The organism is Agromyces sp. NPDC055520, from assembly GCF_053619715.1.
The window spans coordinates 1-12369 of record NZ_JBSHJY010000012.1 but is presented as its reverse complement, the minus strand read 5'-3'; the positions used below and the strand labels follow the sequence as shown (position 1 = coordinate 12369).

Genomic DNA, 12369 nt, shown 5'->3' with positions numbered 1-12369 from the left:
GCTCACGGTGCGTGCACCGCCTCGTCGACCGGGGGCGCCGAGACGCCGGCGGCCTGCAGCACGAGGTCGCGCACGTGCGCCGCCGGCACGGTGTCGCCGGCGGCCTGCCAGAACGCGAGCTCGGGGTCGGAGCACAGCAGCAGCGGGGAGTCGTCGACCGAGTCGGGCAGGCGCCCGTGCGTGCCGCGAACCCATTTCGGGTCGAGCGGCACGACGTTCATCGCGTAGCGCAGCCCCACCTTCTTCTTCAGCAGCCCGAAGCCCGCCCGCGCCTTCGCGAAGCGATCGGCGGGGTCGAGGAAGAGCTCGGCCGGGTCGTACCCCGGCTTCCTGTGGATCTCGACGCCGCGTGCGAACTCTGGGGCGCGATCGTCGTCGAGCCAGTAGTAATAGGTGAACCAGGCGCCGGGTTCGGCGATGACGACGAGCTCGCCCGAGCGCTCGTGGTCGATGCCGTAGCGGGCCTGCTGCTCGCGGTCGAGCACCTCGTCGACGCCGGGCAGCGCTTCGAGCAGCTCGCGGGTGCGCCGCAGGTCTGCGGGGTCGGCCACGTAGACGTGCGCGATCTGGTGGTCGGCGACGGCGAACGCGCGCGAGGTCCACGGGTCGAGCTGTTCGCGCCCGGCCTGCGTGTACACCTCGAGCAGCCCTTCGCGGCGCAGTGCGCGGTTGACGTCGACCGGCCGATTCGCGGCCTCGATGCCGTATTCCGAGACGGCGATCACGGTGACCCCGGCGGCCGCGGCATCGTCGAGCAGGGGGGCGATCGCGGCGTCGAGCTCGGCGGCGGCCCGATCGGCGGCGGGGGAGTCGGGCCCGAACCGCTGCAGGTCGTAGTCGAGGTGCGGCAGGTAGGCCATCACGAGGTCCGAGCGGTGCTCGCGCATGACCTTGCGCGTCGCCTCGACGATCCAGCGGCTCGAGGTGATCGAGGCGGTCGGCCCCCAGTACTGGAAGAGCGGGAACTCGCCGAGCGCACCGACGAGCTCGTCGTGCAGCGCGGGCGGGCGCATGTAGGCGTCGGGCGACTTGCGGCCGTCGGCGTGGTAGATCGGGCGAGGGGTCACGGTGATGTCGGTGCTCGCGCCCATCGCGTACCACCAGCCGATGTTCGCCGCCGTGAAGCCGGGCTGCGCACGGCGCGCGGTCTCCCACACCTTCTCGCCCTGCACGAGCGCGTTGTGCTGACGCCAGAGGTGCACCTCGCCCTGGTCGCGGAAGTACCACCCGTTGCCGACGATGCCGTGCCGGGCGGGAGGCAGGCCCGTGAGCATGGTCGACTGCACGCTGCAGGTGACGGCCGGCAGCACCGTGCCGAGCCGAGCCCTGGCGCCCGACGCGGCGAGCGACTGCAGGCGCGGCATGTGCGCGAGGGTGCGCGGGGTCAGCCCCACGACGTCGAGCAGGAGAGTGGAGGTCATCGTGCCGCCTTCGCGTCGAGAGATTCGCTGCGAGTGGATGCCGCGTGGCCGGCGTGCACGCCGCCGAGCAGGTGCTCGGCCGCCCACCGGACTTCGCCCGCGATGCCGGCCACGAGGTCGTCGACGGGGTCGGGCAGCACCGACCACGTGTAGGTCTCGACGTCGAGGTGTGCCTCGTCGCCGTGCGGCAGCTCGCGCACGGCGTCGAGGGCCGCAGTGAGCACGTTGGTCGTCGCGGTGATCGGTGCGCGCGGCGCGAGGTGCAGCGGCACGTGGAAGTGCACTCGCCACGGGCCGTCGGTCGGCAGCGAGGCGAGCGCCTCGGGCAGGTCGTCGGCCGCAGCCACCGAGCCGTCGGGCCGAAGCACCCTGGTCTGGTGCAGGTAGCGCGCCTCGACGAACGCCGCCACCGCCGCGCGGCTCGCGGGGTCTGCCGGGTCGTCGACGTGCAGCGCCGCCGACGCCTGCACCTTCACGACCCGAAGGCCCGCGGCGCCGATCTGCCGCACGGCAGCGACCGGGTCGGCGAACGAGACGGCGAGGTGGCAGGTGTCGAGGCAGACGCCCACGAACTCGGGGTCGATCGCGCGCGCGTCGCCGAGATCGCCCGACGCTGCCGCGTCCGACGCTGCCTCGCCCGACGCCGCGATACCCGACGCCCCGATGCGCGGCGCGAGCCAGTCGACGACGTCGGCGACCGTGTCGAGCACGCAGCCGGGCTCGGGCTCGATCGCCACTCGCACCGTGCGACCGGTGGCCTCGCGCAGGGCGCGCAGCGACCACGAGACATCCGCCAACGCCTCGGTCGCCCGGCGGTCGTCGTCGGCCGTCCACGGTTCGCGCCACGCGAGCGGCAGGGTCGAGATGCTGCCGGCCGCGCCCTCGGGCAGCAGATCGGCGAGCACGGCGGCGCAGTCGAGGGTGTAGCGCGCTCGACGCGGGTCGGCCCAGTCGGGCAGGTAGACGTCGTGCTTCACGACGTCGGCGTGGAACGCGCGGTACGGGAACGCGTTGATCGTGCGCAGCACGAGCCCGTTCGCGTCGAGGCGCTCGCGCAACCGTGCGCGATCGTCGGCGCTCGCCGCGAGCTGTGCCGCGAGGTCGGCGGGCAGCCAGAGCCCCACGCCGAGCTCGTCGAGCCCGGCCGCCCGACGCACCGGGCCGGCGAACGCGTCGAGCTGTTCGAGCACGCCCTCGAGGTCTTCGGCCGGGTGCACGTTGGTGCAGTACGAGAGCTGCATCAGACCCGTGCCCCGCGCAGCACCGAGTTGCCCTCGAACGTGACGCCCGCGGCGGGCGGCTCGTGCTCGGCGAAGCCCGGCACGGGGTCGAGGTGCAGCCGGCCGCTCTGTCCGTAGAACGCCACGGGGTTGCGCCAGAGCACGACGTCGACGTCATCGTCGGAGAACCCGGCGTCGAGCATCGCCCGGGCGGTCTTGCTCGTCTTCAACGGGTCGGAGTTGCCCCAGTCGGCAGCCGAGTTCACGAGCACGCGCTCGGTGCCGAACTGCTGCAGGATCGCGACCATGCGCTGCTCGTCCATCTTGGTGTCGGGGTAGATCGAGAACCCCATCCAGCAGCCGCTGTCGGCGACCGCGGCGACCGTGGTCTCGTTGAGGTGGTCGACCACGACGTGCTCGGGCGCGATGCCCGACTCGCGCACGACGTCGAGCGTGCGCATCGTGCCCGAGGCCTTGTCGCGGTGCGGCGTGTGCACCATCGCGGGCAGCTCGAACGAGACGGCGAGGGCGAGCTGCGCGGCGAACACCTCGTCCTCCTCGGGGGTCATCGAGTCGTAGCCGAGTTCGCCGACCGCGACGACGCCGTCTTTGGCGAGGTAGCGCGGCAGCACGTCCAGTACCTCGCGGCAGCGGGCGTCGTTGGCCTCCTTCGGGTTCAGGCCGATCGTGCAGTGATGACGGATGCCGTACTGGGCGGCCCTGAACCGCTCCCAGCCGATCAGCCCGTCGAAGTAGTCGACGAAGCTGCCCACGTTGGTGCGGGGCTGGCCGAGCCAGAACGAGGGCTCGACCACCGCGCGCACGCCGGATTCGTACATCGCGCGGTAGTCGTCGGTGGTGCGTGCGCTCATGTGGATGTGGGGGTCGAAGATTCGCATGGTCAGGCTTTCGGCGTCGAGGTGGAGGTGGTCGTGGTGGCGGCCGGGCCGGCCGCGACCCGTCGCATGTCGTCGCCGATGTCGCGGCCCGCGGCCCGGCGTTCGGCGATGAGCCCGGCGGCCATGCGGGCGAGCTCGTCGTCGGAGCGCTCGTCGAGCCGCGCGACGACGTCGACGGGGATGCCCATGAAGAGGGCCTTCAGCACCCCGTGCCGCCACGCGTGGTCGTCGAGGTGCGCGCCGGCGAATGCGCCGAGCGCGGCGGCGACGACTCGCGTGTCGTTGGTGCGCAGCGCGTCGGCCACCAGCTCGAGGCCGGTGTCGACGACGGATGCCTCGTGCCCCGCGCCCGCCCGATCGTCGACGACTGCGTTCAGCCCGCGCAGCACGCCGCGTCGCTCGGCGTCGTCGCCGTACCGGTAGAGCTCGCCGATGATGGCGGCCGCGGCATCGGCCGGCATCGCGGCGGGCACCGCAGCGAGCAGCGCCGTCACCATCCGCTCGCGGGCCAGGTCGTCGGCCGTGCCGTGCCGCAACCCGAGCGGGTCACCGTCGGGATCGACCGGCTCGCGCCCCACGGCACGCCCGGCCGAGGGGAACAGCACCGCGATGCGCGGCGGATCGGCGGTGATCTCGCTCACGGCGGTCTCGGTCCAGGGGTGCGTCATCGTTCCTCCCAAGCCGCGCGCAGCGCACGCATGCTGCGTGCGGCGGCGCCCGGCGCGTCGTGCGAGTGGCGGGGCAGTTCGACCGCGGCCACTCCGCGGTATCCGATCTCGTGCAGGGTGCGCAGCGCTGCCGGCAGGTCGAGTCGTCCGTGGCCGAGCTCGAGGTGCTCGTGCACCCCGGGCATCATGTCGTCGACCTGCACGTTGACGAGCAGTTCGCCGGCGGCGCGCAACGCGCCCACGACCCCGTCGGGTTCGACGGCGACGCAGTGGCCGAGGTCGACCGTGATACCGAGCGCCTCGGGGCCGCCGAGCTCGTCGCGCAGGCGCAGCGCGTCGTCGACCGTCTCGACGAGCATGCCCGGCTCGGGTTCGAAGCCGAGCACGACGCTCTTCTCGTCGGCGACGGCGACGAGGTCGCGCATGCGCGCGACCAGCAGCGACCAGGCCTCGCCCCGGGGCATCCGGTCAGGTACGACACCCGACCACAGCGAGACGCACTCGGCGCGCAGCACGACGGCGAGATCGACGGCTCGCCGCAGGAATCGCAGTCGCGGTTCGGCCTCGGCGTCGACGAGGGTCGGGCGGTGCTTGACGAAGGGGTCGAGCAGGTAGCGGGTGCCGGTCTCGACGACGACCCGCCAACCGAGGTCGTCGAGGCGCTCGCGCAGGCGAGCGGCCTGTTCGATCGCGTCGTCGGCGAAGGGGTCGAGATGCGGGTACCCCAGCGTGAGCGCGATCGCCCCGTAGCCCTCGGCCTCGAGCACCTCGAGCGTTCGGTCGAGCGAGTGGTCGGCGAAGCCGTTGGTGCCGTAGCCGAGCGTGAAGCCCGCACCGGGCAGGGCGTGCGTCGTCGCCGTGCGGCGAGCGGTCGCGGGGTCGGCGGCGATCATGTCATGTCACCCCGTGCTCGCCGTGCCGAGAGCGCGCGGCGGGCGGCGTCGACGCCGCCGAGCAGGGCGGCGGGGCCGACGGCTCCAGCGCGGGCCGTGAGCGCGGCCTGCAGCGGCACCATGGCGCCGATGCCGTCGCGGGTCGCCGTGCGCGCGTTCGTCGCAGAGGGGTCGTCGAGGCCCTTCAGCTGCGCGGGCAGCGCTGTGGCGAGGTAGGCGACGGTGGCCGCGACGGCGCCCGCACCCGCGAGCACGCGCATCGCTCGCGTCGCCTGCGCCGGCTGCCTGGCCTGCGTCGCCCGCACTGATTGCGCGGCGCGCGCCGGCCCGCCGACCAGCGCCGCTGCCGCGGTCGCACCCGTCACGACGATCGCGGCCCGTGCGGTGGCCTTCGTGCCGCCGTTCACCTCGCCCCGCGACTGCGCCGTGACGCCCGCCGTGTGCAGCGCCATCGTCGCGGCGGCGGGCAGCGCCGCGCGCACGTCGCGGGCGCCCAGCAGCACGTCGAGCCCGCGGCACGCCGCCATCGACACCGGGCCGGCCGCGGTGTCTTTCGCGACGGTGTTGTAGAGCACGATGGCGCCCACGAGCGGTGTCGCGACGCCGAGACCGCGCCGGCCGCCGCCGGCCGCCGCGAGCCCGACGCCGAGCGCCAGGCAGGTGCCTGCGATGCCGAGCGCCCGCCGCGGCGAGACCCGCCCCGACGGGATCGGCCGTTCGGGTCGCTCGACGGCGTCGAGCTCGCGATCGGCGTAGTCGTTCAGGGCCATGCCGCCGCTGTAGAGCAGCACCGACGCGAGCGGCAGCATCCACTGCCGCGCGGTGAAGCGCGCGCCGCCGGCGTGACCGCCGGCGATGGTGTCGCCGAGCACCGTGAGCGCGGCGGGCGCGCGCACGAGCTCGAAGACGTCGCCGGCGGTGGTCAACGCCCGACCGCCTCCGACACCGCGGCAGCGGCACGGGCGGCGACGCCCACGCGGTCGCCGGTGGCGTGCGCCCAGGCGTACAGGGCTGCCGCCTGGTGCGAGAAGTCGTGCTCGTCGCTGCCCCACGGGTCTTTGAAGAAGAAGCCGAGTTCGGGCAGGACACCCCGGAGGCCCGCTTGTTCGGCGAGGCCGAGCAGGCGCGCGATGTCGAGGATGAGCGGCGCGGCGAGCATCGAGTCGTAGGCGCTCCAGATCGTCTGCACGGTGATGCGCGACCCCAGGAACCCCTCGGCCGAGATGTGATCCCATGCGGTCTTGATGTCGCCGAGGTCGGGCACGTTGTCGATGTGCAGCGGCGCGACGACGTGCTCGCCGACGAGGCTGTGGAGGCCCCGCGTCTTCGAGACGATCTTGCTGCGCACCGCCTCGGGGTCGGCGAGCGTGGCGCCGTCGCCGCCGCCGAGCAGGTTCGCCCCGGCCCACGAGTGCACGTGCATGCCGCGCGCGACGAACATCGGTGCGATCGCGGTGCGAAGCAGCGTCTCACCGGTCTTGCCGTCTTGCCCGGCGAAGACGATGCCGCGCTCGTCGGCGAGCGCCGTGACCGCGGGCAGCGCGAGCCCGGCCGACGGTGTGAAGCACGCGTACGGGCTGCCGGCCTCGACCGCTGCGAGGGCGGCGACGACGCTCGCGGGAAGCGGCGCCGCATCGGGGTCGGCGAGCATCGCGGTGAGCAGTGCGGGGTCGTGGAACTCCGGACGGTCTGCGGGCAGCGCTTCGGTCGACGCGATGTCGATGACCACGACGGTGCGCAGGCCGTTGCGGTCGCGGAAGTCGGTGATGTCCGAGGCGAGGCGCTGCACCGCAGCCGACATCGGGCCGTGATGCGTCGAGGCGTCGTAGCCGAACCTGATCTCGGCATCGGCCTGCTCGAGACCCGCCTGCGCCGCCGCCACGAGGCGCGGTGAGATCATGCCCGACTCGGCGAGCTGTTGTGCGCGCTCGGTGAGCGGGGTGATGCTGATGTCGTGCCCCCCGAGCACGATGTCGGAGAAGCCCGCCAGCGGCACGCCGGCGAACTCCTCGCCCGTGGTCGTGCAGCCCGTCGTCGACGCGAGCCCGTTCGCGATGACGTGCCGGCCGACGGCGACGGTCGTGCCGATCGAGCCGCGGGCGCCGATGAGCCAGAGGCCCAGTCGCTCGTCGTTCGGGCGCTCGGTGGTCGGCGCCTCGGTTCGTGGTGTCTCGAGCATGGTCACGTCGTTCCTCCTGTTGCTTTCGGTGTCGTTCATCGCTGTCGCCCCCGCATCGATCGTGCGAGGTCGGTCAGGTAGGTCGCCAGCGGCTCGGGCAGCGTGGTGTCTGCGAGACGGATGCCGCGGCTCATGTGTTCGTCGATCGTGCGCGTGACCGTCTCTCGTGCGCCCGTGCGCGTGACGATCTCGCGCACGAGCTCGACGTCGTCGTCGGTCGCGCCGGCCAGCCCGAGCACGGCCTTGAGCGTCGCGCGGTCGGCGTACCCCGCGCGGGAGTATGCGACTCGGATGTGCTCGGTGCGCTTGCCCTGCCGCACGTCCGAGAGCCCGGGTTTGCCGGTGGCGGCCTCGGTGCCGAACAGGCCCAGGTCGTCGTCGGCGAGCTGGTAGGCGATGCCGAGTGCGACGCCGACCCGGGTGAGGCCGCCCAGCACCTGCTCGTGCGCGCACCCGGCGGCGATCGCGCCGAGACGCAGCGGCAGCACCACGCTGTACGCGGCCGTCTTCAGTTCGGCCACGTGCAGCGGCAGGGCGCGGTCGGGTGCGATCGTCTCGGACTGCACGTCGAGCAGTTCGCCTGCGATCGTGCGCTCGAGCTCGGTGGTCGCCTCGACGGCGAGGCGGTGCCGTACCGCGAGCGGCGCCGGTGCGTCGAGCAGCGCGCGCAACGCCGCGTTCAGGGCGAGGTCGCCGGCGAGCAGCCCCGCGGCCATGGCCTGTCGTTCTGCGGCGGCACCCTCGGCCCCGGCCGCGAGTGCGGCCTCGTGGGATCGGCCGATCAGGTTCGGCGTGCCGTGACGCATGCGATCGCCGTCGATGATGTCGTCGTGCATGCACAGGCCGAGGTGCAGCAACTGCTGCGCGCCGGCCACCTCGGCGAGCAACTCGCGATCGACGCCGCCCATGCCGAGGTACGCCGCGGCGACGAGACGGGGTCGCATGTGCTTGCCGCCGTCGGAGGCCTCGGCGTCGTCGATGAGTCGTGTCACCGCGGGCCCGATGTCGGCGCACCTGGCTCGAACGCGCTGCCAGAGCGCCGAGGCGGCTGCGGGCGAGTGCACGGCGAAGGCCTCGACCATCGACTGCAGCGACCCCTGGGAGTCGGCCGAATCGGCGTCGTCGACGAGCGGTGCTTCTGTCGGCAGTTGCGCATCCGTGAGCAACGATGCCGCCGCTGCAGGCTTCATGGTGCTCCTTCGTCGACGATGACTTGGTGGCGACGACGCAAACAGCGGTATCTTCTGTCGCGTCGTGCGATAAAAGCCACGTTATCCTCGACGTAAGTAGTCCGCAACACTTCAGTCTTATGATTCGATTTCGATATAACTGGTGAGCGCCCGCGCTGCGAACGCGCGCGCACCGGCGAGCGGCGCGGTACCGCGGCAACCTTCGATGCCTGATCAGCGGGTATTTCACGCAGGGCGATTTGGGATGTATCCAACACCTCGATACGGTGGACGAGGTCCTGCAAGACCGAATCGCCCAGTCCGCGCTTTCACATGCTGAAATCGGCATGCGAAATCGTATGGTTCGGCGGCGTGGCACCCGGCCCCGATGGCCGGATGCACGGAAGCCTGTTTCGCCCGAGGTCGCAGCACCAGACCGGGGCTTGAGTCGAGGCATCCGAATCGCCGTCAACCCGGCCGTGACCCACGAGTCAGCACTGCCCGATTCCCGACCGCGCCCGTCGTACGTGCGCGGTGTTCGGCGTGCGCTCCGGGAGCCCGCCCATGACCGAAACTCCAGCACGAGCGACCGAACCGGCGCTCGCGGTTCGCAGCCTCACCAAGTTCTTCGGGCGGAAGCCGCGCGAAGCGCTCGAACGACTGCGCAACGGCGCCGACCGCGCCGAACTCGCCCCGCTCGGCACCGCCGCCGTGATCGACGTCGACTTCGAGGTGCGCAGCGGCGAGATCTTCGTCGTCATGGGGTTGTCGGGCTCGGGCAAGTCGACGCTCATCCGCACGCTCAACGGCCTGCTCGAACCGACCGACGGCACCGTCACGGTGATGGGGGAGACGATCACGGGCATGTCGCCGAAGCGGCTCCGCGAGGTGCGTCGTCGCCACATCTCGATGGTCTTCCAGCACTTCGCGCTGCTGCCGCATCGCAGTGTGCTCGAGAACGCGGCCTACGGGCTCGAGATCCAGGGGGTTCCGGCCGCCGAACGGCGTGAGCGCGCCGAACGCATCCTCGAGCGCGTGGGCCTCGGCGGTTGGGGCGACAAGATGCCCGACGAGCTCTCGGGCGGCATGCAGCAGCGCGTCGGTCTCGCCCGGGCGCTCGCGTCCGACACCGACATCCTGCTCATGGACGAGGCGTTCTCGGCCCTCGACCCGCTCATCCGCAAGGAGATGCAGGAGCAGCTCGTCGAACTGCAGCACGAGCTCGGCAAGACGATCGTCTTCATCACCCACGACCTCAACGAGGCGATGTTCCTCGGCGATCGCATCGCGGTCATGCGCGACGGCCGCATCGTGCAGATCGGCACCGCGGAGGAGATCCTCACCGACCCCGCCGACGACTACGTCGCCCAGTTCGTGCAGGACGTCGACCGTTCGCGCGTGCTCACCGCGGGCAACGTCATGGAGGCGCCGCGCGCCGTCGTCACCGCTTCGGCGGGCCCGCGCGCCGCGCTGCGCTCGATGCGCGACCTGCAGACCTCGATGGTCTTCGTGGTCGGCGGCGGCCGGCGCCTGCTCGGCGTCGTGCACGACCGCGATGTGCTGCGTCTCGTGCAGCGCGGCGAACGCTCGCTCGAGGCGGCGATCAGCGACGACCACCCCGTCGTCGGCGTCGACGAGCACCTCTCGGAGCTCTTCGAGAGCGCCGTCGAGAGCCAGCTCCCGCTCGCCGTCGTCGACGAGCAGGGGCGCCTCCTCGGCGCCGTGCCGCGCGTGACCCTGCTCGCCGCCCTCGGCAACGTCTCGTCGAACACGGGCGAGCACGCCGTCATCGAGACGCCGGCGACCGTGCCGATCGACGTCATCACCGCGACCCTGCATCGCACCGCGCGGGCCGACACGGCGACCGCCGACGCGGCGGACGCGATGCGGGCGGATGCGATGCGGGCGGATGCCGCGGGGGAGAGGAGCCCCGCATGAACGACGTCCGTCTTCCGCTCGGCGACTGGGCCGACGCCGTCATCCGCTTCATCACCGACGTCTTCGGCGGATTCTTCACCGTCGTGCGCACGCTCTTCGCCGGCTTCTACGACCTCGTCGACTTCGCCCTGCAGACGCCGCCGTTCTGGGTCGTCGTCGTGGTGCTCGCCGCGATCGCGTGGCTCGCGAAGGGCTGGAAGCTCGCGGTCGGCACCGCGCTCGGCCTGCTCGTGATCGTCGGCGTCGACCAGTGGGGCAACGCCATGTCGACGCTCGCCCTCGTGCTCGTCGCGAGTGCGATCGCGGTCGTCGTGGCCATTCCGCTCGGCGTGCTCGCCGCCCGCTCCGACGTGGCGTCGAAGGTCATCCGGCCGATCCTCGACTTCATGCAGACGATGCCGGCGATGGTCTACCTGATCCCCGCGCTCATCCTCTTCCGCGTCGGCGTCGTGCCCGGCATCGTCGCGACGATCATCTTCGCGATGGCCCCCGGCGTGCGGCTCACCGAGCTCGGCATCCGCGGCGTCGACAAGGAGGTCGTCGAGGCCGGCCACGCCTTCGGCTCCTCGCCGTGGCGCATCCTCCGCCAGATCCAACTGCCGCTCGCGATGCCGAGCATCATGGCCGGCGTCAACCAGGTCATCATGCTCTCGCTCTCGATGGTCGTCATCGCCGGCATGGTCGGCGCCGGCGGGCTCGGCGGCCAGGTCGTGCAGTCGCTGACCCGCATCGACGTGGGGCTCGGCTTCGAGGCGGGCCTGTCGGTCGTGATCCTCGCGATCATCCTCGACCGGGTCACCGGCGCATTCGGCACGGCGCGCACGCCGCGACAGCGCGGCAGCCGGCGCGCACAGCCGCAGTCGACGGATGCCCCGGGGCCGGTCGGCCCCGAGGCCGAACGCCTGCCCGCGGCATCCACCACCGCCTGAACCGCGGCGAATGTTCGCCGCGCGGTCTCGCGCGGCGCTCCCCAACACCCGTGACACAGCACACGGGAGGAAAGGAACACATGAAGAAGCACACGCTCACGGGAGCACTCGCCATCGGAGCGGTCGCCGCCCTGGCGCTCAGCGGCTGCGCCGCCGGCGCCGAGGCAGGGGCCGAGACCCTCGAGAACGGCGACCAGAAGCAGGTCACGATCGCCGTGTTCAACGGCTGGGACGAGGGCATCGCCGCGAGCGAGCTCTGGAAGGCCGTGCTCACCGAGCAGGGCTACGACGTCGAGCTCGAGTACGCCGACCCGGCTCCGGTCTACTCGGGTCTCACGACCGACGACTACGACGTGACCCTCGACACGTGGCTGCCGATCACGCACGCCGACTACATCGACCAGTACGGCGACGACCTCGTCGACCTCGGCTCGTGGAACGACGACGCCAAGCTCACGATCGCCGTGAACGAGGATGCGCCGATCGACTCGCTCGACGAGCTCGCCGCGAACGCCGAGCTGTTCGGCAACCGTCTCGTGGGCATCGAGCCGGGCTCAGGCCTGAACCGGGTCACGACCGACGAGGTCATCCCCGCGTACGGCCTCGAGAAGATGGAGTACCTGACGAGTTCGACGCCCGCGATGCTCGCCGAGCTGACCGCCGCGACCGACAACGGCGAGAACGTCGCCGTCACGCTCTGGCGCCCGCACTGGGCCTACGACGCGTTCCCCATCAAGGACCTCGAAGACCCCGAGGGCGCGCTCGGCGCCGCCGAGGGCATCCACTCCTTCGGCGGCAAGAGCTTCGCCGAGACCCACCCGACCCTCGCGGGCTGGCTGGAGGACTTCACGATGGACTCCGAGCTGCTCTTCTCGCTCGAGAACGCGATGTTCAACGCGGGCGGCTCCGACGACTACGCGCCGATCGTCGAGCAGTGGATCGCCGACAACCAGGCGTACGTGGACTCGCTCACGAAGTAGCACGGCACCGCGAACGGGCGGGTGACGGATGCCGCGGCATCCGTCGCCCGCCCTTCGCCGGCTCGGCGCGTCG

General features: G+C 72.0%; 11 protein-coding genes. 3 read left to right on the top strand and 8 right to left on the bottom strand.

What is annotated here, in order from left to right; all coding sequences use genetic code 11:
* Window positions 1–2 precede the first annotated feature (2 nt).
* The 8 genes from ACWGST_RS07385 to ACWGST_RS07350 are packed head-to-tail and all read right to left on the bottom strand — an operon-like array spanning window position 3 to window position 8470.
* Window positions 3–1421, bottom strand: a complete 1419-nt coding sequence (locus ACWGST_RS07385) for an alkaline phosphatase family protein (RefSeq protein WP_452046018.1) — start codon at window positions 1419–1421, stop codon at window positions 3–5.
* Window positions 1418–2662 carry a metabolite traffic protein EboE gene (eboE, locus tag ACWGST_RS07380; RefSeq protein WP_452046017.1) on the bottom strand — a complete coding sequence of 415 codons (1245 nt, stop codon included), beginning with the start codon at window positions 2660–2662 and terminating at the stop codon, window positions 1418–1420. Before eboE ends, ACWGST_RS07385 begins: the two co-directional genes overlap by 4 nt.
* Window positions 2662–3540 carry a TatD family hydrolase gene (locus ACWGST_RS07375; protein ID WP_452046016.1) on the bottom strand — a complete coding sequence of 293 codons (879 nt, stop codon included), beginning with the start codon at window positions 3538–3540 and terminating at the stop codon, window positions 2662–2664. Before ACWGST_RS07375 ends, eboE begins: the two co-directional genes overlap by 1 nt.
* A gap of 2 nt (window positions 3541–3542) precedes the next feature.
* Window positions 3543–4208, bottom strand: coding sequence for an EboA domain-containing protein (locus ACWGST_RS07370; RefSeq protein WP_452046015.1), 666 nt, complete (start codon window positions 4206–4208; stop codon window positions 3543–3545).
* Window positions 4205–5101, bottom strand: a complete 897-nt coding sequence (locus ACWGST_RS07365) for a sugar phosphate isomerase/epimerase family protein (RefSeq protein ID WP_452046014.1) — start codon at window positions 5099–5101, stop codon at window positions 4205–4207. The genes ACWGST_RS07370 and ACWGST_RS07365 overlap by 4 nt, the downstream gene beginning before the upstream one ends.
* Complete coding sequence (locus ACWGST_RS07360; RefSeq protein WP_452046013.1) at window positions 5098–6027, bottom strand: SCO3242 family prenyltransferase; 930 nt, start codon at window positions 6025–6027, stop codon at window positions 5098–5100. The genes ACWGST_RS07365 and ACWGST_RS07360 overlap by 4 nt, the downstream gene beginning before the upstream one ends.
* A complete protein-coding gene (locus ACWGST_RS07355; RefSeq protein WP_452046012.1) occupies window positions 6024–7319 on the bottom strand; it encodes an inositol-3-phosphate synthase in 1296 nt (431 codons plus the stop codon). The genes ACWGST_RS07360 and ACWGST_RS07355 overlap by 4 nt, the downstream gene beginning before the upstream one ends.
* Window positions 7316–8470, bottom strand: coding sequence for a polyprenyl synthetase family protein (locus tag ACWGST_RS07350; RefSeq protein WP_452046011.1), 1155 nt, complete (start codon window positions 8468–8470; stop codon window positions 7316–7318). The genes ACWGST_RS07355 and ACWGST_RS07350 overlap by 4 nt, the downstream gene beginning before the upstream one ends.
* 543 nt (window positions 8471–9013) lie before the next feature.
* Here ACWGST_RS07350 and ACWGST_RS07345 point away from each other — a divergent pair.
* The 3 genes from ACWGST_RS07345 to ACWGST_RS07335 all read left to right on the top strand — a co-directional run bounded on the left by ACWGST_RS07345 (window position 9014) and on the right by ACWGST_RS07335 (window position 12296).
* Window positions 9014–10387 (top strand): quaternary amine ABC transporter ATP-binding protein, encoded by a 1374-nt coding sequence (locus ACWGST_RS07345; RefSeq protein WP_452046010.1) that lies wholly within the window; start codon window positions 9014–9016, stop codon window positions 10385–10387.
* Window positions 10384–11316 (top strand): ABC transporter permease, encoded by a 933-nt coding sequence (locus ACWGST_RS07340; protein ID WP_452046009.1) that lies wholly within the window; start codon window positions 10384–10386, stop codon window positions 11314–11316. Before ACWGST_RS07345 ends, ACWGST_RS07340 begins: the two co-directional genes overlap by 4 nt.
* A gap of 80 nt (window positions 11317–11396) precedes the next feature.
* Window positions 11397–12296, top strand: a complete 900-nt coding sequence (locus tag ACWGST_RS07335; RefSeq protein WP_452046008.1) for a glycine betaine ABC transporter substrate-binding protein — start codon at window positions 11397–11399, stop codon at window positions 12294–12296.
* Window positions 12297–12369 lie beyond the last annotated feature (73 nt).